Annotated in this window: 25 protein-coding genes; 13 read left to right on the top strand and 12 right to left on the bottom strand. The window is 71.2% G+C overall.

Features of this window, described 5'->3' with window-relative positions; genetic code table 11:
• The first annotated feature begins 32 nt into the window (after nucleotides 1-32).
• Both coaE and ABD355_RS30150 read left to right on the top strand, forming a co-directional pair.
• Nucleotides 33-671, top strand: coding sequence for a dephospho-CoA kinase (gene coaE, locus ABD355_RS30155; protein ID WP_344403956.1), 639 nt, complete (start codon nucleotides 33-35; stop codon nucleotides 669-671).
• A gap of 50 nt (nucleotides 672-721) precedes the next feature.
• Nucleotides 722-1,102, top strand: coding sequence for a tetratricopeptide repeat protein (locus tag ABD355_RS30150; protein WP_232648092.1), 381 nt, complete (start codon nucleotides 722-724; stop codon nucleotides 1,100-1,102).
• 7 nt (nucleotides 1,103-1,109) lie between these two features.
• Here ABD355_RS30150 and ABD355_RS30145 read toward each other — a convergent pair whose 3' ends face one another.
• A complete protein-coding gene (locus ABD355_RS30145) occupies nucleotides 1,110-1,385 on the bottom strand; it encodes a DUF6343 family protein (RefSeq protein WP_344403955.1) in 276 nt (91 codons plus the stop codon).
• 69 nt (nucleotides 1,386-1,454) lie between these two features.
• Here ABD355_RS30145 and ABD355_RS30140 point away from each other — a divergent pair, with 69 nt between their 5' ends.
• Entirely contained in the window at nucleotides 1,455-2,354 is a 900-nt protein-coding gene (locus ABD355_RS30140) for an acyltransferase domain-containing protein (protein WP_344403954.1), read from the top strand.
• 99 nt (nucleotides 2,355-2,453) lie between these two features.
• Nucleotides 2,454-2,900, top strand: coding sequence for a DoxX family protein (locus ABD355_RS30135; protein WP_344403953.1), 447 nt, complete (start codon nucleotides 2,454-2,456; stop codon nucleotides 2,898-2,900).
• 52 nt (nucleotides 2,901-2,952) lie between these two features.
• On the opposite strand, the gene ABD355_RS30130 is transcribed toward ABD355_RS30135, so the two are convergent.
• The 3 genes from ABD355_RS30130 to ABD355_RS30120 are packed head-to-tail and all read right to left on the bottom strand — an operon-like array spanning nucleotide 2,953 to nucleotide 4,212.
• Nucleotides 2,953-3,474, bottom strand: coding sequence for an RNA-binding S4 domain-containing protein (locus tag ABD355_RS30130; protein WP_344403952.1), 522 nt, complete (start codon nucleotides 3,472-3,474; stop codon nucleotides 2,953-2,955).
• A 36-nt stretch (nucleotides 3,475-3,510) separates the two neighbouring features.
• Entirely contained in the window at nucleotides 3,511-3,939 is a 429-nt protein-coding gene (locus tag ABD355_RS30125) for an SRPBCC family protein (protein WP_344403951.1), read from the bottom strand.
• A 39-nt stretch (nucleotides 3,940-3,978) separates the two neighbouring features.
• Nucleotides 3,979-4,212, bottom strand: coding sequence for a hypothetical protein (locus tag ABD355_RS30120; protein WP_344403950.1), 234 nt, complete (start codon nucleotides 4,210-4,212; stop codon nucleotides 3,979-3,981).
• A 73-nt stretch (nucleotides 4,213-4,285) separates the two neighbouring features.
• Here ABD355_RS30120 and ABD355_RS30115 point away from each other — a divergent pair, with 73 nt between their 5' ends.
• Both ABD355_RS30115 and pip read left to right on the top strand, forming a co-directional pair.
• Nucleotides 4,286-4,978, top strand: coding sequence for a uracil-DNA glycosylase (locus ABD355_RS30115; protein WP_344403949.1), 693 nt, complete (start codon nucleotides 4,286-4,288; stop codon nucleotides 4,976-4,978).
• A gap of 36 nt (nucleotides 4,979-5,014) precedes the next feature.
• A complete protein-coding gene (gene pip / locus ABD355_RS30110; protein WP_344403948.1) occupies nucleotides 5,015-6,016 on the top strand; it encodes a prolyl aminopeptidase in 1,002 nt (333 codons plus the stop codon).
• Here pip and ABD355_RS30105 read toward each other — a convergent pair.
• Nucleotides 5,970-6,149, bottom strand: coding sequence for a hypothetical protein (locus tag ABD355_RS30105; RefSeq protein ID WP_344403947.1), 180 nt, complete (start codon nucleotides 6,147-6,149; stop codon nucleotides 5,970-5,972). The two genes, pip and ABD355_RS30105, sit on opposite strands and share 47 nt — an antisense overlap.
• Before the next feature lie 86 nt (nucleotides 6,150-6,235).
• A complete protein-coding gene (locus ABD355_RS30100) occupies nucleotides 6,236-6,907 on the bottom strand; it encodes a GntR family transcriptional regulator (RefSeq protein ID WP_344403946.1) in 672 nt (223 codons plus the stop codon).
• Nucleotides 6,908-7,056: 149 nt separating this feature from the next.
• Here ABD355_RS30100 and ABD355_RS30095 point away from each other — a divergent pair, with 149 nt between their 5' ends.
• Genes ABD355_RS30095 through ABD355_RS30085 form a run of 3 tightly spaced genes read left to right on the top strand, consistent with a single transcriptional unit; the run spans nucleotide 7,057 to nucleotide 10,245 of the window.
• A complete protein-coding gene (locus ABD355_RS30095; protein WP_344403944.1) occupies nucleotides 7,057-8,520 on the top strand; it encodes an NCS1 family nucleobase:cation symporter-1 in 1,464 nt (487 codons plus the stop codon).
• A 5-nt stretch (nucleotides 8,521-8,525) separates the two neighbouring features.
• Nucleotides 8,526-9,287: an aspartate/glutamate racemase family protein gene (locus ABD355_RS30090; RefSeq protein ID WP_344403943.1), complete on the top strand. Its 762-nt coding sequence runs from the start codon at nucleotides 8,526-8,528 to the stop codon at nucleotides 9,285-9,287.
• The gene (locus tag ABD355_RS30085) at nucleotides 9,274-10,245 is read left to right on the top strand and encodes an MBL fold metallo-hydrolase (RefSeq protein WP_344403942.1); all 972 of its coding nucleotides are present in this window, start codon (nucleotides 9,274-9,276) and stop codon (nucleotides 10,243-10,245) included. The genes ABD355_RS30090 and ABD355_RS30085 overlap by 14 nt, the downstream gene beginning before the upstream one ends.
• 22 nt (nucleotides 10,246-10,267) lie before the next feature.
• Here the strand turns inward: ABD355_RS30085 and ABD355_RS30080 are convergent, their stop codons facing one another.
• The 6 genes from ABD355_RS30080 to ABD355_RS30055 all read right to left on the bottom strand — a co-directional run bounded on the left by ABD355_RS30080 (nucleotide 10,268) and on the right by ABD355_RS30055 (nucleotide 13,833).
• Nucleotides 10,268-10,738: a GNAT family N-acetyltransferase gene (locus ABD355_RS30080; protein WP_344403941.1), complete on the bottom strand. Its 471-nt coding sequence runs from the start codon at nucleotides 10,736-10,738 to the stop codon at nucleotides 10,268-10,270.
• Nucleotides 10,739-10,749: 11 nt separating this feature from the next.
• A complete protein-coding gene (locus tag ABD355_RS30075; RefSeq protein WP_344403940.1) occupies nucleotides 10,750-11,349 on the bottom strand; it encodes a gamma carbonic anhydrase family protein in 600 nt (199 codons plus the stop codon).
• Between the two features lie 8 nt (nucleotides 11,350-11,357).
• Nucleotides 11,358-11,774 (bottom strand): RidA family protein, encoded by a 417-nt coding sequence (locus tag ABD355_RS30070; RefSeq protein ID WP_344403939.1) that lies wholly within the window; start codon nucleotides 11,772-11,774, stop codon nucleotides 11,358-11,360.
• Nucleotides 11,775-11,872: 98 nt separating this feature from the next.
• Nucleotides 11,873-12,097 (bottom strand): translation initiation factor IF-1, encoded by a 225-nt coding sequence (infA, locus tag ABD355_RS30065; protein ID WP_344403938.1) that lies wholly within the window; start codon nucleotides 12,095-12,097, stop codon nucleotides 11,873-11,875.
• Nucleotides 12,094-12,885: a GNAT family N-acetyltransferase gene (locus ABD355_RS30060; RefSeq protein ID WP_344403937.1), complete on the bottom strand. Its 792-nt coding sequence runs from the start codon at nucleotides 12,883-12,885 to the stop codon at nucleotides 12,094-12,096. Before ABD355_RS30060 ends, infA begins: the two co-directional genes overlap by 4 nt.
• 174 nt (nucleotides 12,886-13,059) lie before the next feature.
• Nucleotides 13,060-13,833, bottom strand: coding sequence for a class I SAM-dependent methyltransferase (locus ABD355_RS30055; protein ID WP_344403936.1), 774 nt, complete (start codon nucleotides 13,831-13,833; stop codon nucleotides 13,060-13,062).
• 7 nt (nucleotides 13,834-13,840) lie between these two features.
• Between ABD355_RS30055 and ABD355_RS30050 the strand changes: the two genes are divergently transcribed.
• The 4 genes from ABD355_RS30050 (at nucleotide 13,841) to ABD355_RS30035 (ending at nucleotide 18,987) form a co-directional block, all read left to right on the top strand.
• Nucleotides 13,841-14,620 (top strand): nucleotidyltransferase domain-containing protein, encoded by a 780-nt coding sequence (locus ABD355_RS30050; protein ID WP_344403935.1) that lies wholly within the window; start codon nucleotides 13,841-13,843, stop codon nucleotides 14,618-14,620.
• A gap of 64 nt (nucleotides 14,621-14,684) precedes the next feature.
• Nucleotides 14,685-15,416, top strand: a complete 732-nt coding sequence (locus tag ABD355_RS30045) for a DUF7873 family protein (RefSeq protein ID WP_344403934.1) — start codon at nucleotides 14,685-14,687, stop codon at nucleotides 15,414-15,416.
• Between the two features lie 533 nt (nucleotides 15,417-15,949).
• Nucleotides 15,950-17,875 carry an FUSC family protein gene (locus tag ABD355_RS30040; protein WP_344403933.1) on the top strand — a complete coding sequence of 642 codons (1,926 nt, stop codon included), beginning with the start codon at nucleotides 15,950-15,952 and terminating at the stop codon, nucleotides 17,873-17,875.
• Nucleotides 17,876-17,985: 110 nt separating this feature from the next.
• Nucleotides 17,986-18,987, top strand: a complete 1,002-nt coding sequence (locus ABD355_RS30035) for an SMP-30/gluconolactonase/LRE family protein (RefSeq protein ID WP_344403932.1) — start codon at nucleotides 17,986-17,988, stop codon at nucleotides 18,985-18,987.
• The last annotated feature ends 26 nt before the right edge of the window (nucleotides 18,988-19,013 follow it).

Genomic DNA, 19,013 nt, shown 5'->3' with positions numbered 1-19,013 from the left:
CGCTGTCAGTGCCAGGCCCTAAGCTTCCGCTCATGTTGACTGTGGGGCTGACCGGCGGGATCGGTGCCGGCAAGAGCGAGGTGTCGCGACTGCTCGTCGAGTGCGGTGCGGTGCTGATCGACGCCGACCGGATCGCACGCGAGGTCGTCGAGCCGGGGACGCCCGGTCTTGCGGCGGTCGTGGAGGCCTTCGGCGAGGAGGTGCTCGGCGCCGACGGCGGTCTCGACCGCCCGAAGCTGGGCTCGATCGTCTTCGCCGACCCCGAGAAGCTGGCCGTCCTGAACTCGATCGTGCATCCCCTGGTGGGCGCGCGCTCCCGCGAGCTCGAGGCGGCGGCCGCCGAGGACGCGGTCGTCGTCCACGACGTGCCGCTGCTCGCGGAGAACGACCTCGCGCCGCTGTACGACCTCGTGATCGTCGTCGATGCGAGCCCCGAGACCCAGCTCGACCGGCTCGTACGGCTGCGCGGCATGACCGAGGAGGACGCCCGCGCGCGCATGGCCGCGCAGGCGACCCGCGACAAGCGCCGGGAGATCGCCGACGTCGTGATCGACAACGACGTACCGCTGGAAGACCTGCGGCGCCGCGTGAAGGACGTCTGGGCGGACCTCGTGCGCAGAGCGCAGGCGACGTCCCGGCCGTCCGGTGCGCCACGGTCGCCGCAGGAATAGGGCCCCCTCACCGGGGCGTTGAACCCTTGGAGTGAGGGAAGGACTCTGCCGTGCCCGAGACCAGCGGTTCCACCGGACGTACTCCGGAGACGCATGTCATCGACTTCCGTGCCGCCGAGCAGCTGCTCAACGCGCGGGACCCGCGGGGCGCGGTGAAGCTGCTCGACTCCGTCATCGCCGCCCACCCGGAGAACACCGCGGCCCGGCTGCTGCGCGCGCGTGCCTTCTTCGCCGCCGCGCAACTGCGGCCCGCCGAGCTGGAGTTCACGATCGTCCTGGAGCGCGAGCCGGACAACGCGTTCGCGCACTTCGCGCTCGCCCGGACCTATGAGCGCCGGGGCGAGGCCGAGCAGGCCAAACGCCATTTCCGACTGGCGGCCGCCCTCGACCCCAACCCGGAGTACCTGAAGGCGGCCCGGTTCGACTCCTGAGCAACTGCTAGCGGGGCCGGCTCTCCGGTGGCCGGTACGGGGGGATGTCGCGGCCCGGCTGGTAGTGCGGGCCCTCGCGCATGTGTTTGAGGATGACGGTCATGTCGACCGTGACCACCAGCCACAGCACACCGCATGCGGCGGCCCATCCGGGGCGTCCCACCAGGGCGAACACGGTCGTGCCGAAGATCGCCCAGACCAGCCCCCACACGCTCAGCCAGAACCGCGCCCGCAGTGCACTGCGCGCGGTCGTCGGCTCACTGCCCGTACGCATCGGGATCATCACTCCTGTTTGCAACGTACTCTTCGGGACGGACGTTCACCAAGGGGAACGGGACTAGGGGGTCGCCGCGTGCTGCCGGATGCCGATGAGCTCGCCGAGGTGCTGCTGGACCTCGCCGTACCGCACGAGGACATCAACCAGCTCGTACGGATGGGCCGACGCGTGACGGACGACCCGGAGCTGCTGCGCGCCCTCGAGGCAGCGGTGGAGGAACTCGTCCGGGGGATGGGGGAGGTCGGCACCGCCGTCGACCTGCCCCAGCTGGATTGGGCGTCGGGGCCGCTGCAGCGCTGCTTCCCCGTGTACGTGTTCGTGGCCGCGCTGCCGTACACGCGTGCCTATCACCGTGCGCGGGGCGTCCCGGACGACGTCTCCCGGCGTACCCTCGCCGACCTCGGACGGAACATGGCCGTGCACCGCAGGCGGCACCGCCGCGCGGGTGTGCAGGCGCCGTGGTGGCTCACCCACCACTTCCGGGGCGAGCTGTACCAGCTCGGCCGGCTGCAGTTCGAGCGGGCGCGGCACGGGCAGCGCACCTCGCGGGTGATCGCGGCGGCCGGCCTGGACGTGGCGCCGGGCACACCCTGTCTGAACGTCCACATCCCCGACTACCTCGGCCCGCTGTCACCGGCGGCCTGCGAGCGCTCGCTCGCGCTGGCGTCGGAGTTCTTCGCGCGGCACTACCCCGAGGAGAAGTACCGGGCCGCGCTGTGCCACTCCTGGCTGCTGGATGCGCAGTTGAAGGAGTATCTGCCGGCGGACTCCAACATCGTGCGGTTCCAGGACCGCTTCCGGGTCGCCCGCGAGGACCGGGAGCCGGCCGACAAGGAACCGGTCCAGTTCGTGTTCGGCGACCCGGAGTTGCCCGTCGAGACCCTGCCCCGGCGTACGGCGGTGGAGCGGGCGGTCGGCGACCACCTGAGGGCGGGCCGCCACTGGTACATCGGGCACGGCTGGTTCCCGCTGTAGGGAATTCCGTGAAAGTCCGCTCGGCGGCGATGAGTTCCCGAGCGGCGGCCGGTCTACCCCTGTGACAGCACGACGAACCGCTCACCACAGGAGAACCCCATGTCCGAGACCACCGCCCGCATCGCTTCCGCCCCCGTCGTCGCCGAGTCCGCGACCGCCCGCGGCCGCCGTGCCCGGATCGCCCTGCGCACCCTGCAGGTGCTGCTCGCCCTGTTCTACGGCATCGCGAGCGCCCTGCCGAAGCTGATCGGGAACCACTACGCCGTGGACGCCTTCGCGAAGATCGGCTGGGGCAGCACGGGCATGTACACCATCGGCGCCCTCGAACTCGCCGGTGCGGTGGCCCTGTTGATCCCGGTGCTGCAGTCGGTCGCGGCGATCGCGCTGAGCGGGCTGATGGTGGGCGCGTTCGTCGTCCAGTCCACCGTCTTCGACGGCCAGAACGCAGCGACCCCCCTGATCCTGATCGTGCCGCTGGCCCTCATCGCCTGGGCCCGGCGCGGGTCCACCGGGGAACTGCTGAAGCTCGTACGACGACGGGTGTGAGCCCCGAAGACGCAGGTGGCGTCCGGCCGGAGCCGGACGCCACCTCCGTGTGTCAGCGTCCGCTCGGCCTCGGCTTGCTGCCCTCCATGAGCCCCCGCAGGCGCTCCATGTCCCGGCGGTCCCGCTTGGTCGGCCGGCCCGTGCCACGGTCGCGGATGCCGGCCGGGGCGGCGAAGGGCGCGCGGGGCGGCGGGGGCGGGGAGTTGTCGACGTAGCACTGGGCGGCCACGGGGGCACCCACCCGCTTGCGGATCAGCCGCTTGACGACGACGATCCGTTCCCAGCCCTCCTGCCGTACGCGCACCTCGTCGCCGATCCGCACGGTGTGCGCGGGCTTCACACGCACCCCGTTCACCTGCACATGCCCGCCCTTGCAGGCGGCCGCGCCGGCCGAGCGGGTCTTGGCCAGACGTACGGCCCAGATCCAGCTGTCGATCCGCACGTTCACACCGTCCGCCGGGCCCGCGGCCTCTGCGGCGGCGATGGCGGCCGCGATCTTGGGATCGACTGCCTCGGGTGCCGCCTGCTCGGCGGGACCGGGCCCGCCGTTCTCCTCGTCAGCTTCGGAAGCCATGCTCCCGACCTTAACGGTGCCGGCGGCAGCCGCGGGTCAGCGCCCGCGTTCCACGTACTTCTTGAAGTGCTGCAGATCGGTGCGGACGATCCGTTCGATCGTGCTCGCCTGGGCGAAGCCCCGCGGACCGCCGAAGGCCGCCCTGAGGGCGTCGGGGTCGTACTCGAGGCGGGCCTGGACCCGGGTGTGGTTCCGGTCGATCGGCTGCAGGGAGAAGGAGCCCGTCAGCTCGGGGGTGCCCATGGTGTGCCACTCCATCACGCGTTCCCCGCGGTCGGAGACCTCGGCGTCGACCTCCCGGCCCCGGCCGCCGGCCTCCACGTCCAGGTGCGCCCGCCCAGCCGGCTCCGCATGGGCCTCGCGCACTCCTTCCACGAAGCGTGAGTAGTTCTCCACCCGGTGGAGGCTGTCCCAGGCCTGGTCGATCGGAACTCCTACGTCGACGTGTTCTTCGAGGGTGCTCATGGCCCATCTCCAGGTTCGGCTCATGGCGCGTGCCGGCGGCTAGGTCGTGCCGTTCCACACGTATGGCCCGCCGCCACGCCAATCGATCAGCTCGGGGTCGTCGACGGCCCGGTCCTCGTCGGCGGGCAGGCCCGCGCTGTGCAGGAAGTCCAGCACGTCGAAGAGGGTGTAGGCGGTGCCGACGCGCTTGCCGCGGATCGTCACGCGCCGTCCGCCGTCCGCCTGCGGCGCAAGCACGACGACAGGGGGGACGACAGGGGGTTGCACGTCCATGACTCCAGCATGGGCCGGGATCGGCGGACCCGCCGCTCGACGCCCGCCCATCCGGTGGTCATACCGTTGGGGCATGGACAGCCTGGCCGAGCTCGACACCCGTGTCGCGGGCTGCTCCGCGTGCCCTCGGCTCGTGGAGTGGCGGGAGGAGGTCGGGCGGACGAAGCGCGCGGCCTTCCAGGACTGGACGTACTGGGCGCGCCCGGTGCCCGGCTTCGGTCCCGCCGACGCCTCGCTCCTGATCATCGGCCTCGCGCCGGCCGCCCACGGTGGCAACCGCACCGGCCGCATGTTCACCGGCGACCGCTCCGGGGACGTGCTGTACCGGGCGATGTACGAGGTCGGTCTCGCCTCGCAGCCCACGTCGGTGGCCGCGGACGACGGCCTGGAACTGCACGGCGTCCGCGTCACCGCGCCCGTGCACTGCGCCCCGCCCGAGAACAAGCCCACCCCGGGGGAGCGCGACACCTGCCGCCCCTGGCTGGTGCAGGAGCTCACGCTGCTGCGGCCGACCCTGCGCGCGGTCGTCGTGCTCGGCGCCTTCGGCTGGCAGGCCGCGCTGCCCGCGTTCACCGAGGCGGGCTGGACGGTGCCCCGGCCACGGCCCGTCTTCGCCCACGGCGCACGTGTGCCGCTCGACGGCCTGAACCTCTTCGGCTGCTTCCACGTCAGCCAGCGCAACACCTTCACCGGCAAGCTCACCCCCGAGATGCTGCGGGACGTGCTGCGCAGGGCGGGGCAGGCGGCGGGACTGCCCGTGAAATGAGGGGCGGGGCGGCCGTAGGAGCGTTACGGTGCCCGGATGCCCCTCTACCCGGACATCGAGCCCTACGACCACGGCATGCTCGACGTCGGCGACGGCAACCGCGTGTACTGGGAGACCAGCGGCAACCCGCAGGGCAAGCCCGCGGTCGTGCTGCACGGCGGTCCGGGCTCCGGCTGCACCCCCTGGTCACGGCGGCTTTTCGACCCTGCCGCCTACCGGATCGTGCTGCTCGACCAGCGCGGCTGCGGACGCTCGATGCCGCATGCGAGCGCGTACGACACCGACATGAGCGTCAACACGACGGCTCATCTCATCGCCGACCTGGAGCTGCTCCGTGCTCACCTGGGGATCGAGCGCTGGCTGGTGTGGGGCGCGTCATGGGGCTCGGTGCTCGGGCTGCGGTACGCGCAGACGCATCCGTCGGCGGTGTCCGAGCTGGTCCTGACCCTCGTCGCCACCGGCGCCGACGCGGAGCACGCGCTGCTGACCAGGGGGCTGGGAAAGATCTTCCCGGAAGCCTTCGAGCGGTTCCTGGCCGAACTGCCCGCCGACGACCGGGACGGCAACCTCGCCGCCGCGTACAACCGCCTCCTGGAATCCTCCGACCCCGCCGTACGGGAGCGGGCGGCGCGCGCCTGGACCGACTGGGAGACGGCGACCATTCCCGCGCCGCCGCGCTCGGTGGAGCGTTTCGAGGACCCGGAGTTCCGGATGGGCTTCGCCCGGACGGTCACGCACTACTGGGGCCACGACTGCTTCCTCGGCGAGGGCAACGACGAAGGCGTGGTCCTGCGGGACGCGCCCCTGCTCAAGGACATTCCCGGCACCCTCGTCCAGGGCAGCCTCGACTTCGGCAACCTCCTCGGCACTGTCTGGCGGCTCCACCACGCCTGGCCGGGCAGTGAGTTGACCGTCGTCGACGAGGTCGGGCACGACACGCGGGCGACGGGAGTCGCCGATGCGCTGGTGGCCGCGACGGACAGGTACGCGGTCAGCCGGGGGCGACCTGCGCGACGAGGTTCTTCAGCGGGGTGCTGACGACCGCGTCCGGTACGACGGCCGGTTCCTTGCCCCGGCTCGACGTGCTGAACACGGCGACCGTCGCGCCCTGCCGGACGGCGGCGTCGTCGTATCCGCTCCCCGTCACCGGCTGTGTCAGCCGCAGGGACACGGATTCGTCGCCGTAACCGGAGTCGGGCTCAACCTTGACGCCTTCGCAGGCGAGGTCCTCCTGTTCCAGGCCCGTCGCGGTCAGCGTCAGCCGGGCATCTCGGTTTCGCCGAACAGATGCCGCACCGTGGAGCGGTAGTTGGTCCGCACATGGGTGAGGGCGTGGGTGCGGGCGCGGTCCGGGTCCCCGGAGGCGATCGCCTCGTACAACTCGCGGTGCTCCACGAGGAGTTGGGGCCACTCCTCGTTCCGCCGGGTCATCCAGCGCAGTCGCCCGGCGACCGGCTCCAGGGCCTCGGTCAGCAGGCTGTTGCCGGCCATCGCCACGATGCGGTCGTGCAGACGGCTGTTGACGTCCGTGATCGCTTCCGCGTCCCCCGCCTCGGTCGCGGTGGCCGCGAGGTCCAGCAGTTCCTCGACCTGGGCCAGGTCCTGCGGTGTCGCGCGGGCCGCGGCGAGCCCGGCGGCGTAGACCTCCAGGGCCTCGCGCAGTTCGAAGAGCTCCTGGACGTCGTGCGGGGTCAGACGGCGTACGACCGTGCGGCGCGGCGTCTCGAAGTGCACGAACCCCTCGGCGACCAGCGCGCGGATCGCCTCGCGGACCGGCACCCGGGAGACCCCGAAACGGTCGGCCAGCTCCCGCTCGACCAGCCGGTCACCGGGCCGCAGACTGCCCGCGATGATCTCCTGCCGCAGACTCGCCAGGACCCGCTCGCGGACCGCGCCCAGCGGTTCGATCTTCGTCGTCGTGGAGCTCATGAAGCCATCTTCTCCGACTCCGGGGCTGTTTTACCGAGCGTTAACAATGGCGACATCGGACGGAATGCTTGACGGCGGGACCATGTCCGCAGTTTGGTATACCAAACGGCTGCCGTCTCCACCCTCCGCTCCCGTCCCATGGAGGCCCCGTGTCCCTCGCCGACCGCGCCGAAGCCACCGGCGCACCAGCGTTCGTCCCCGATCCCCGGCTCACCAACGAAGACCTCGCGCCCGCCGAGAAGCGGAACTGGAAGGTCTTCGACCTCTTCGCCATGTGGATGTCCGACGTCCACAACCTCGGCAACTACACCTTCGCCGCCGGACTGCTGGTCCTCGGAATGAACGTGTGGCAGGTCTTCACCTCCCTGCTCGTCGGGTTCGTCCTCATCTACATCGGCATGAACTGGATGGGCAGGATCGGCCAGCGCCACGGCGTGCCCTTCCCGGTGGTCAGCCGCATCAGCTTCGGCGTCTGGGGCGCCAACATCCCGGCCCTCATCCGGGCCGTGATCGCCATCATGTGGTACGGCATCCAGACCTACCTCGCCTCCGTCGCCGTCAACGTGATGCTGCTGGCCGCCTGGCCGGGCCTGGAGTCCTGGACGCACCACTCCTTCCTGGGGCTCAACGCCCTCGGCTGGGTGTCGTTCCTGTCGCTCTGGCTGATCCAGGCGCTGATCATCAGTCAGGGCATGGAGTCCGTGCGCAAGTTCCAGGACTTCTGCGGCCCGGCGATCTGGCTCGTCATGATCGCGCTGGCGGTCTGGGTCCTGGCGAAGGCCGACTGGAGCATCTCGCTCACCTCCACCCCGCACCCGGTCTCGACCGGCGAGCAGTGGCGGCAGTGGTTCGGCGCGATCGGCCTGATCCTCGCCACCTACGGCACGCTGATGCTCAACTTCTGTGACTTCTCCCGCTTCGCGCCCGACTACAGGACGGTCCGCCGCGGCAACTTCTGGGGCCTGCCCATCAACTCCACGGCCTTCGTGGTCGTGTCGGTGATCGTGACGGCCGGCTCGCTGAAGGTGTTCGGCCAGGCGATCACGGACCCCGCGGAGCTGGTGGCGAAGGTGGGCAACACCTGGGTGCTGGTCGTGGCCGCGTTCACCTTCGCCGTCGCCACCATGGGCGTCAACATCGTCGCCAACTTCGTCTCACCGGCGTACGACCTGGCCAACGTCTGGCCGCAGAAGATCACCTTCAAGGTCGGCGGCATGATCAGCACGGTGGCGGCCCTGGTCGTGACCCCGTGGAACCTGTTCTCCAACCCCACGGTCGTCAACTACTTCCTCGGCGGCCTCGGCGCCTTCCTCGGCCCGCTGTTCGGCGTGATCATGGTCGACTACTACCTCGTCAAGCGCGGCCGCGTGGACGTGAACGAGCTCTTCGACGCCCGCCCCGGCTCCCGCTACTACTACCGCAAGGGCGTCAACCCCAAGGCCCTGTGGGCGTTCCTGCCCTCGGCGGCGGTCGCGGCGGTGCTCGCCCTGGTGAAGACCTTCAGCGACGTCGCCCCGTACTCCTGGTTCATCGGCACGGCCCTGGGTGCCGGCCTGTACCTGGTGATCTGCCGGTCCGAGCGGGCCACCGAACCGACTGCCGTGGAGGTCTGACGAACGTGCGGATCGTCGTCACCAACTGCAACACCACGCAGGAGATGACCGAGGAGATCGTACGAGGTGCCCGGGCCGCCGCAGGCCCGGGCACCGCCGTGCTCGGTCTGACCCCCGCGTGGGGCCCGGAGTCGGCGGAGGGCTGGCTCGACAGCTACCTCTCGGCCACGGCCGTCATCGACCTGCTGCGCACCTACGAGGGCCCCTCGTACGACGCCGTCGTGATGGCCGGCTTCGGGGAGCACGGGCGGGAAGGCGTACGGGAGTTGGTCGACGTACCGGTCGTCGACATCACGGAGGCCGCGGCCCATCTGGCCTGCCTGCTGGGGCGCCGGTACGGGGTCGTGACGACGCTGGAGCGATCGTGCGGCCAGATCGAGGACAGCCTCGAACTGGCGGGCGTCGGGCGCAACTGCGCCGCCGTCGTCGGGACCGGCCTGGGAGTCCTCGACCTGGCCGACGCGGACCGCACGGAGGCCGCTTTCCTCACGGCTGCCGAACGGGCACGGGAGGCCGGGGCCGAGGTCCTGGTGCTCGGGTGCGCCGGGATGACCGGCCTGCAGCGGGTGGTGGGGGAGAAGCTCGGGCTGCCGGTGGTGGACGGGGTCGGGGCGGCCGTCAAACTGGCGGAGTCACTGGTCGCGTTGGAGCTGACCACCAGCCGGTCGGGCAGTTATGCGAAGCCGGTGCCGAAGAGGCGAACGTGGGGGGCGCCCGGCGAATTCGCGATCACCGTCCCCGACAATGAGCGCCATGAACCTTCCTGACGGACTCGTCCCGGTCGCCGACGGACTCCACCTGTGGTCCCCGGGCCACGCGGGCACCTGGGGCTTCGCGAACTGCCTGCTCATCACCTCCGGCGAGCAGGCCGCCCTGGTCGACACGCCCTACGACCAGCCGATGACCGAGGCCCTGCTCGCCGCGGCCCGCCCGGTCCTGCCCGCGGGCGCGGCCGCCGTGACGACGATCGTCAACACCCACGTCAACGGCGACCACACCTTCGGCAACGGCTGCTTCCCGGGCGCCGAGATCATCGCCACGAAGGCGAGCGCGGAGCACCTCTGCCGCGAACCCTCCCCGCAGCAGATGCACTTCCTCACCCACCAGACACCCGCCGACCAGCCGCTGGGCTGGTACGCGCGCGAGCACTTCGGCCGTTATACGTACGAGGGCGTGGAGGCCGTCCCGCCCACCACCACCTTCTCCGGCCGGTACGCCCTGACGGTGGGCGACATCGAGGCCGAACTGATCGAGGTGGGCCCCGCGCACTCGGCAGGTGACCTCATAGTCCACCTGCCCGCGCAGCGGGTCGTGTGTGCGGGGGACGTCCTGTTCGCCGAGGACCACCCCGTCCACTGGGACGGCCCGCTCGCCCGGGTCGCAGCGGCCTGCGAGACGATCCTGGCCCTGGAGCCCGAGGTGGTGGTTCCCGGCCACGGGCCGGTGATGAGCGCCGAGGACGTCCGCGGTTACATCACCTACCTGCGGGAGCTGGAAGCCCTCGTCCACGCCCGCCACGCGGCCGGCGTCCCGGCGGGCGAGGCCGCCGCGGACATCCTCGCCGCCGGCTTCCACGACCACCTGGGCCTGCGCGAACGGATCGTGATCCTCACGGCGGTCGAATACCGGCACCTCGACGGCGACACCCGAGAGGTGGACGTGGTCGGGCTCGCGGCGCAGGCGGCGGCCTGGGCGTACCGGGACCACGGTCCCGGGAAGCCCTGAACAACGAGGCAGTCTGGGACGTTCAGGGGCGCCACACGTACTGCACGTCCGGCTCCTGCTCCTCGTTGCCGCTGCCGTCCGTGTACTCGACGGCGAAGAAGCCGTGCCGCTCGTAGAACCGGTGGGCCGGCTTGTTGACCTGGAAGGTCCACAGGTTGAGCCCGCCGGGGCTGCGCTCCTTGGCGAGCGCGACGAAACGGTCACCGATGCCGCGCCCGCGCCAGTCGGGACGCAGATACAACTGGGAGAGCTCGTCGTCGTGGAGCACCATCACGCCGACGATGCCGCCCTCCGCCCCGGCGTCCGCGACCCAGGTCTCGCGCAGGGGTACGACGACGTCCCGGAAGTAGGTTCGCACCTCGTCGGGGGAGCGGGGGCTGACGACCGTGGGCAGGGCGGCGGCGAAGGAGGTCAGCCAGACGTCGGCCGCGGCGGCTGCGTCGGGGGCCGAGGCGGCTCGGCGGAGAGTTGGGGGAGTGGCTTCGGAAGGCACGTGCGATCCCGTCAGTCGTTGAGGGTGAGGTCGTGGTGATGGGCGCCGTAGTAGTCGACCTGGCGCGCCATGATGTCCCGCATGGAGGTGCCGCGTGGGACGCCGTAGAGAGTGCCGGGGAAGTCCAACTCCTGCTGTACGGCCCAGAGTTCGTCGTGCTCGCCGGGCGCGAACAGCCGAGCGGTGGGCGTGCCGGCCGCGATCCAGCCGATGGGCAGGACGGTGCCGGGCGGCAGCACCGAGTTGACGTGCAGCACGCTGTTGATCCGCAACTCGCAGCCGGCGCCCGCGACGGCCCCCGGGAAGACGGAGGCCCCGGTGGCGACGAACACCTCGTCCTCGATGGTCGCGCCGTTGACATGGGCGTGCGGTCCGACGAGCACGGCGTCACCGACGAAGGCGGGGTGCCCGGCCCGGCCGCGGACCAGCGCGTTCTCCATGACCACGACGTCCGAGCCGACGCGGACCTCCCCGTCCTCGGCGGTGAGCACGGCGCCGTGCAGCACCCTGGCCCGCTCGCCGAGCGTCACGGCACCGCACAGGACGGCCGTCGGGGCGACGTACGCGGAATCGGGGACGACGGGACGCCGCCCGCGATGCTCGATCAACATGCGACCCCTTACGAAACGTGGGAAACCTCGGGAACTACGGCGGTGGCTGTAATCTCCACCAGCTGCCCCGTGTACCCCAGACACGCCACGCCGATCAGTGTCGACGAGTGCGGCCCGACACTGAGCCCGGACGCCTCGACGACGTCCCAGACGGCGGAGAGCACGGCGGTCTCACCGCTGACGACGTACACGTCGGTGGCCACGACATGCGCCAAGTCGCTGCCGACCGCATGCAGTTGCTTCTCGAGATTCGCCAGCACCTGCTCGACCTGCCGCGCCGGATCGCCCTCGCCGACCAGCTTTCCCTCGGCGTCGAGGGGGACGGAGCCGGCGAGGAAGGCGAGCTTGGTGCCGGCTTCGACGAGGGAGGCGTGGGAATAGCGGGGTGGCGGGAAGAGGGAAGGGACGGTGACTCGTCGGATCACGACACGGCTCCTCGGCTGGGCGGCGGCCAACTCACCGATGGTCCGGTCCGGCCGCCGGGAGCGCATCCGAATTTCCCTCCGTCCAGCCCCGGTCGCCCCTAGTTCCGGTACCGGAACACGATCCGGCCGCGTGTCAGGTCGTACGGCGGCAGCTCCACCAGCACCCGGTCCTCCAGCATGATCTTGATGTAGTTCTTACGGATCTTGCCGCTGATGTGCGCGAGTACCTGGTGGCCGTTGTCGAGTTCCACGGTGAACATGGCGCTGCGCAGGCACTCGACGACCCTGCCCTCGACTTCGATGACGTTCCTGTGCTTCGTCATCGCACCAGCTCCAGATTGCTGCTCGCAGGCCGGGCGCCGATGCCCTCGAACAGTGCCGAGGCCGCTCGGTTGGACTCCTGCACCTCGGTCCAGGCCGTGGCGAACCCGGAGCGGTGCAGCGTCCCCAGCGCGTGGGCGAGCAGCGCCCGCGCGATGCCGCGACGCTGTTCACCGGCCCGCACGGCGACCAGCCCGATGCGCGGCCGGATCACCGTCACCCCCCGGATCAGCCCCAGGTAGCGGTCCGCCGCCGCGGCCACCGCGTACTTCGACGGGTCGACGATGGTGTCGTCAGCGGAGCGGCGAATGACCTCGGCGGGCATCGAATGCCATCCGGCACTCGCCTCGACCTCGGCGCGGATCGCGCGGTCCACCGCCCGCAGCAGGCCCTCGTCCGCCTGACCGGCGGGCACGATCGTCACGCCCTCGGGCGGCAGGACCGCTTCGAGCCCGGTGACCTGCGGGTCGGTCGGCACGGCGTACTCCCACTCACGGCGCCGGACGGTGAAACCGGCCCGCCGCCAGCCGGCCGTCAGCTCGGCGTCGGCTTCGTCGACCACCGTGTACAGCGGCGCCGGAAGTTGCGCCAGCATCGCCTCGGCGAGCCGGTCGAAGGTGGCGTCGTGCCAGGCGTCGATGCTGACGAACAGGCGTCCGTCGGGCCGGTGCTCCGCATGCCCGCGGCCGACCACCAGGTCGTCGTCCAGTGCATGCCATTGCCGGTCCGCGACGCGCGTGATCACCACCGCGTTCTCACCCGGCTTGGATGTGAAAGGCTTTGTGTTCATCGGAGTCTCCCTCCAGGAGTGCCTCGATCTCAGGCGCTCCTGGCGACACCGAACGTCAGCCGCCGGACCGTGACGGGTTGAGGGAGCACCCACGGGTAACTGCGTTCACGGGGCTCACCTCCATACGACGACTTCACGGTCCATCAGGAAAGTAGCAGCGGGGATCGGCCTCCCTCAAACCATTTCTGCGCCCTCGCCACTCGGTTCCGTCTCCGGAAGGTGCAGCACCGCCGTTCCCTTCCGGTGTGCAAGGCGTTCGAGGGACCAGGTGGGGTGCTGCCAGCGCCAGCGGGCGACTATGGCCTGCTCATCGGCGCGATCGTGGTCGTCGAGGAGGACCGCCGCTCCGGGAGTGAGGGCGTCGGCGAGCAGGGGTACGGCCGGGTAGCGGGCGAGCGGTGCGGACCATCCCGGAGGGCCGTCCACGAACAGCAGGCCACAACCCCTCAGGTCGCGCCAGGCCGATTCGGCGTACCAGGGCCAGGTCTCGCCCTGGAGGGTGAACTGCTCCAGCGGAGCGAGCCGTACCTCGGCGAAGTCACCGAGGTCCAGGCGGTCGAGCCCCTGCGCGGTCTGTTCGTGATAGCCGGGATCGTGTTCCAGGCTCACCACCCGGCCCGGTATGCCGAAGCTGCGCAGGGCCGTCGCCAGCCACAACGTCGAGGTACCGCTGCCCAGTTCGACGATGAGTGCGGGGCGCCGCGACCGTATCTGCTCCACGAGGTAGAGCAGCAGATCGGGGGCCGCGGCCCAGTTGTCGCCCGGCGGGATGGGGGCGGCGGGCCGGAGAGCCTGCTCCAACTGCGCCAGTACGTGTCCGTCTTCGGTCTGCATGCTGTTCCCCTCGAGGCGGTCGTCGGCGTACAGGGTGAGCGTGCCGCAGGCGCTGCGGCGGCTGCCCGCGCCGATGAGGTGGTGTCGGTCACGCCCTGGCAGGATGGCCGGCATGGCGGAGATGACCAGAGACGATCAGAGGTTCCTCGACACCGTCGCCGACCGCCTCGCCGCCCTTCCCGCTGTCCGGGCCGTCGCCCTCGGCGGTTCCCGCGCACAGGGCACGCACCGCCCGGACAGCGACTGGGACCTGGCCGTCTACTACCGCGGGCCGTTCGACCCGGACGATCTGCGCGCCCTCGGCTGGGAGGGTGAGGTCTCGGAGGTCGGCGGTTGGGGCGGCGGCGTCTTCAACGGAGGCGCCTGGCTGACGATCGACGGCCGGCGCGTCGACGTCCACTACCGAGATCTCGACGTCGTCGAGCACGAGTGGGCGGAGGCGGAGGAAGGGCGGTTCCGGGTGGAGCCGTTGATGTTCCATCTCGCCGGGATTCCGAGCTATCTGGTCGTCGCCGAACTGGCGGTCAACCGGGTGCTCCGGGGCGAGGCGCCCCGGCCGGCCGCGTATCCGCAGAAGCTGCGGGCCTTAGCCGCCGAGCGCTGGCGGGGCACGGCCCACGTCACGCTCGCCTACGCGAAGGCCAACCACGCCCCGCACGGCCGCCTCACCGAGGTCGCCGGAGCCGTCGCCACGGCCGCCGTACAGACCGGGCACGCGGTGCTGGCGGCACGCGGGGAGTGGGTGACGAATGAGAAGCGGTTGCTGGAGCGGGCCGGACTGCGGGGGACCGACGCGGTACTTGCGCAACTGGGCTCGGATCCGGAGGCGTTGGTGCGGGTGATCGATGACGCGGAGGCGCTTTTCTCTTCTGCAACGGCCCCCTTGCCCGGCGGCGAATAATCCTTTTGCTCGGTGGCGAATAATCCTTCGAGATTGCGCAGTTGTCGCTGCTACCGTCCCGGACGTGGCGAAACTCAATCAGATCATCGCAGTGGAGAAGGGCATCAAGTCCAAGGCGCACCAGGACCTGACGGCCGCTCATCACGGGCTGCAGAAGCCCGCACTGCTGGCCGGTATCTCGCGTACCTACCAGCCGAAGGACGAGGAGGGCGAGCAGCTGCCGCCCGAGTCGACGCGGGTGCAGGTGCAGGCCGAGGACGTGCTGCGGGAGACCGCGGCGACCCTGACCCGGCTGTTCGACGTGACCGCCACGAAGGACTGGGCCAACTGCACCGCCCGTGCCGATGTGAAGGTGGACGGGCGGGTGCTGGTGGCCGACGTTCCCGTCTCCTACCTGCTCTTCCTCGAGAAGCAGCTCGTCGATCTCAACACCTTCGTACGCAAGCTGCCCGTTCTCGACGCCTCCGAGTCGTGGGTGCAGGACCCGTCCACGGACGCCTGGAAGACGGAGCCGGTACGGACGCTGCGCACCAAGAAGGTGCCGCGGAACCACGTCAAGGCCGAGGCGACCGAGAAGCATCCCGCCCAGGTCGAGGTCTACTACGAGGACATTCCCGTCGGGTACTGGACCACCGTGAAGTTCTCCGGTGCTCTGCCCGCCCGTCGTGTCAACGAACTCCTCGACCGCGTCGAGAAGTTGCAGCAGGCAGTGAAGTTCGCGCGTGAGGAGGCGAACGGCACCGATGTCGTCGACCAGCGGGTCGGTGACGCCGTGTTCGGCTACCTGTTCGGGTAGCCTTTGAGACCCCCCGGTCCTTTGCGGCCGGGGTGCGCGAAGAGCGCAAGCTGAAGCTGAAGCTTGTCGTGACTCAGCGGTCCGCACCCGCCAAGGACATCAGGGGTGGGCCGCGATCAATCTCAGACTCTCGCTCCAGACTCAGCATTCGCCGTCGATCGCCGGATCGACCGGGCCCAGGCCCCAGCGCGTCGAAATGCTGGTTCAAGTCCAGTCCGCACAGCTCGATGTGCGGTGGTCCAAAGGCAGGACGCGACGACATAACGACTGACCTGGGTTCTCAAGCGTGCCGACGTGTGACTGTGGACGGCATCCCAGGGCCCGGGGGCAGGCTACGCCCCCGGGTCCGCCTGCATTCGTCGGGTAATTGCGTTCATAAAGAACGCGCCCTTACGGCCAACCGTCACACCCCGGAAACACAATCGTCCCGTTCGCTCCAGGAACGCGATCTACCGTGGGCACCACACCCCGCAACTCGGCCACCGTCGCCCGAAGGCACACCCCGCCCTCGTCCGTACAGGAGCCCAGCCCCCGTGTCCCGCACCGGCTCTGAAAGCCGTCACCTCGCGCTGCCGCCCTGGCTCGCCCACGCCCTTCGCGCCCAGCGCGGCCCCATCCCCTGGAGTGCCGTCGTGCGCGGTGCTCTTGCCGCCGGGCCGCTTCTCCTCGCCGCCGTCCTCCTGGGCCGCACCTCCCTCGGTGTCGTCGCCGCCATCGCCGCCATGCTCGCCGGGATCAACGACCGGCCCGGCAGCCGGCGCGTCTCCGTCAAGCGGCTCGGGGTGCCCGCGCTCGCGGGGGCCGGTGGGCTGCTCGTCGGGACGTATGCCGGGGCGCATGTCGGAGCGGTCGTGCTCAGCCTCCTGCTCACCGGTGTCGGACTGCTGGCCGGAGGCATCAGCGCCATCGGGCCCGTCGCCTCCGGTGCGGGCACGCAGTTGCTCGTCGCCTCCGCCATCGGGGCCGGGATGCCGGTCCCGGAGGCGGGGTGGCTGCGGGCCCTGGCCTTTCTCGCGGGCGCCGGGTGGCTGCTCGCCTTGCGGCTGCTGCTCCCCACCCCCGGCGCCACCGCCGGTGACTTCCGGTTCGACGGGGAGCGGGATGCCGTGGCCGCCGTGTACGACGCCGTCGCCGATCTGCTCGAAGCGGCGGGGTCGAAGGACGGCATCGCGCGCCGGGCCGCGCTGACCGCGGCCCTCGACCATGCGCAGGACGCCCTCGCCGGCCCCCGGCTGCGGCGTTACGCCTCCTCCTCCGCGGAACGGCGGCTGCACGCGCAGTACGCCGCCGCCCTCCCGCTCGCCGAGGCCGCCACCGCGCTCGCCTGGGCCGGGGAGGCCGTCCCCGGGCGGGCGTCCGAAGGGCCACGGCGGCTCGCGGCCGCCGTACGGGAGAACACGCACGCCGGGCCGCTGCCCGCACCCCACCTCCCCCACGCTCGGCTTCGCTCGCGCGGGGGGACCCCCATGGCTCCCGCCCTGCGCGCCCTCGACGACGCCCTGCTCCATGCCGCCGACGCCTTCGACCAGGGGGAAGGGGGCGACCTGCACACCCGGCGGCGTACGGCCAAGGACCTGTTGCGTCTCGCCTTCGGGGCCGGTGGGCGGGAGTACGGGCTGCGGGTCGCCCTGTGCTTCGGGGCCGGCGCGGCCGTGGCGCAGGCCCTGCACCACACCCGCTGGTACGGGCAGCACACGCACTGGTACTGGCTGCCCGCGACCGCCGTCTTCCTCGTCAAGCCCGACCTCGGGCCGCTGGTCTCGCGGGTGCTGTGCCGGGCGGCCGGGACCGTGCTCGGCGCTCTTGTCTTCGCCGGGTTCGCCGCCGTACTGCCCCGGCCCGAAGGGCTCATCGCACTCGTGGCCGTCAGCGGGGCCCTCATCCCCGTCGCCACACGGCACTTCGCCGCGCAGACCGCCGTAGTCACCGTGCTCGTGCTCGCCCTGGTGATGGTCGGAGGCGAGCCGCAGGCCTCCGTCAGCCGGATCGGCGAGACCCTGCTGGCCTGCGCGATCGTCATCGTCGTGGGGCATCTGCCGATGCCCGGGCAGCGGGGCGGGACGGTGCGGGCCCGGCTCGTCGCGGCGGGCAGCGCCGCGCACTCCTACCTCGCCCATGTGCTGTGCGAGGCCCGCGACCCCATGGCCGGCCCCAACTCCCGCGCCACCCGCTGGACCCTCCGCCGCGAGGCCTACCGCACACTTGCCGAGGCCGAGACCGCCATCGCCCTCGCCGCCGCCGAACTCCCGGCACTCGCCCGGCACTCGGAGGGCGCGGACGAGGTCGTCGCCGTCCTCGAACGGCTCGTCGACACGACCACCGCCTGTGCCGTGCAGCTCGACGACTCGGGACGGCTGTCCGCCCGCCAGCGGGAGCAACTCACCGAGCTGCTCCGGCAGTTCGAGAAGGGGCGCGAACGGACGGGGCTCCGCCTGCCCGAGCTGCCCCTCGCCGTGTAGCCCCCCACCGCCCCCTCGGGCGGTGCACGGAAATTCGTACGACAGTTCCTGTCCCGCGACGCACACTGGTGCCTTCGTGTGCCTTCGTGCCCCAGTCCCAGGAGAGGTTCATGTCCCAGCAGAGGTTCATGTCCCAGCAGAGGTTCCTGCACAGACTCCCGCACCTGGTCGGCGCCACCACGGCCGCCGTCGCCCTGGCGGTGCTCGCCACCGCTCCCGCGTCCGCGGACGAACCGACCGTGTCCGGGCCCCGCATTCTCGCCCACTTCGACCTCGCCGCAGGCCAGACCCCGGAGAACATCGCCGTCGAACCCGACGGCTCCGCCGATCTGACCTTCGCCTCCGCCCGGCAGGTCGCCCACGTCACCCGGGACGGGAACACCGCGATCCGCGCGACCCTGCCCGACGAGCCGAACCCCAACACCCCCGTGCTGAAGGCCGCGACCGTCTTCGGCATCGCCCGCGCCCACGATGGCACGCTCTACGTCGACTACGCCACCGGCACCGACAAGACCGGCGTCTGGCGCATCGACCCCGACGGCAGCGCACCACGGCAGATCGCGCAGCTCCCGACGACCGCACTGCCCAACGGCCTCGCCCTCGACGAGCGCCACGGCGTCCTCTACGCCGCCGACTCGGCGCAGGGCATCGTGTGGCGGATTCCGCAGGCCGGGGGCACGCCGACCGTGTGGGCCAAGGACACCGCCCTCGACCCGGTCCCGGTCACGGGCGCCGGCTTCGGTGCCAACGGTGTCAAGGTCCACGGCGGAGCCGTATGGGTGTCCAACAGCGACCGGGGCACGCTGCTGCGCATTCCCGTACGGCCGGACGGCTGCGCGGGCGCGGTCGAGACCCGGGCGACCGGGCTCACCAACGTCGACGACTTCGCCTTCCTGGGAGCGCACGACGACACCGTTCTCGCTGCCCTGATCGGCGTCAGCGAGCTCGTCGAGGTACGCCCGGACGGCACCCACTCCGTCGTCCTCACCCAGGCGGACGGGCTGTCCAACCCCACCTCCGTGGCGGTGCGCGGGCGCACGCTCTACGTCAACAGTGCCGCGTACTTCACCCAGCAGGACCCGAACCTTCTCGTCGCCCATCTGGACCGCTAGCGGGCCCGGCGGCGGGGCGTGCCACT

Origin of the sequence: Streptomyces longisporus (assembly GCF_039532765.1) — a bacterium.
In the GTDB taxonomy this organism is placed as follows: Bacteria; Actinomycetota; Actinomycetes; order Streptomycetales; family Streptomycetaceae; genus Streptomyces; species Streptomyces longisporus.
This window is presented reverse-complemented; position numbering and strand designations above follow the sequence as displayed.

Coding starts and splice junctions, on each gene's coding strand:
- coaE (WP_344403956.1), top strand. CDS start 33: ATGTTGACTGTGGGGCTGACCGGCGGGATCGGTGCCGGCAAGAGCGAG.
- ABD355_RS30145 (WP_344403955.1), bottom strand. CDS start 1,385: ATGATCCCGATGCGTACGGGCAGTGAGCCGACGACCGCGCGCAGTGCA.
- ABD355_RS30135 (WP_344403953.1), top strand. CDS start 2,454: ATGTCCGAGACCACCGCCCGCATCGCTTCCGCCCCCGTCGTCGCCGAG.
- ABD355_RS30130 (WP_344403952.1), bottom strand. CDS start 3,474: ATGGCTTCCGAAGCTGACGAGGAGAACGGCGGGCCCGGTCCCGCCGAG.
- ABD355_RS30125 (WP_344403951.1), bottom strand. CDS start 3,939: ATGAGCACCCTCGAAGAACACGTCGACGTAGGAGTTCCGATCGACCAG.
- ABD355_RS30120 (WP_344403950.1), bottom strand. CDS start 4,212: ATGGACGTGCAACCCCCTGTCGTCCCCCCTGTCGTCGTGCTTGCGCCG.
- ABD355_RS30115 (WP_344403949.1), top strand. CDS start 4,286: ATGGACAGCCTGGCCGAGCTCGACACCCGTGTCGCGGGCTGCTCCGCG.
- pip (WP_344403948.1), top strand. CDS start 5,015: ATGCCCCTCTACCCGGACATCGAGCCCTACGACCACGGCATGCTCGAC.
- ABD355_RS30100 (WP_344403946.1), bottom strand. CDS start 6,907: ATGAGCTCCACGACGACGAAGATCGAACCGCTGGGCGCGGTCCGCGAG.
- ABD355_RS30085 (WP_344403942.1), top strand. CDS start 9,274: ATGAACCTTCCTGACGGACTCGTCCCGGTCGCCGACGGACTCCACCTG.
- ABD355_RS30075 (WP_344403940.1), bottom strand. CDS start 11,349: ATGTTGATCGAGCATCGCGGGCGGCGTCCCGTCGTCCCCGATTCCGCG.
- infA (WP_344403938.1), bottom strand. CDS start 12,097: ATGACGAAGCACAGGAACGTCATCGAAGTCGAGGGCAGGGTCGTCGAG.
- ABD355_RS30060 (WP_344403937.1), bottom strand. CDS start 12,885: ATGAACACAAAGCCTTTCACATCCAAGCCGGGTGAGAACGCGGTGGTG.
- ABD355_RS30055 (WP_344403936.1), bottom strand. CDS start 13,833: ATGCCGGCCATCCTGCCAGGGCGTGACCGACACCACCTCATCGGCGCG.
- ABD355_RS30050 (WP_344403935.1), top strand. CDS start 13,841: ATGACCAGAGACGATCAGAGGTTCCTCGACACCGTCGCCGACCGCCTC.
- ABD355_RS30035 (WP_344403932.1), top strand. CDS start 17,986: ATGTCCCAGCAGAGGTTCATGTCCCAGCAGAGGTTCCTGCACAGACTC.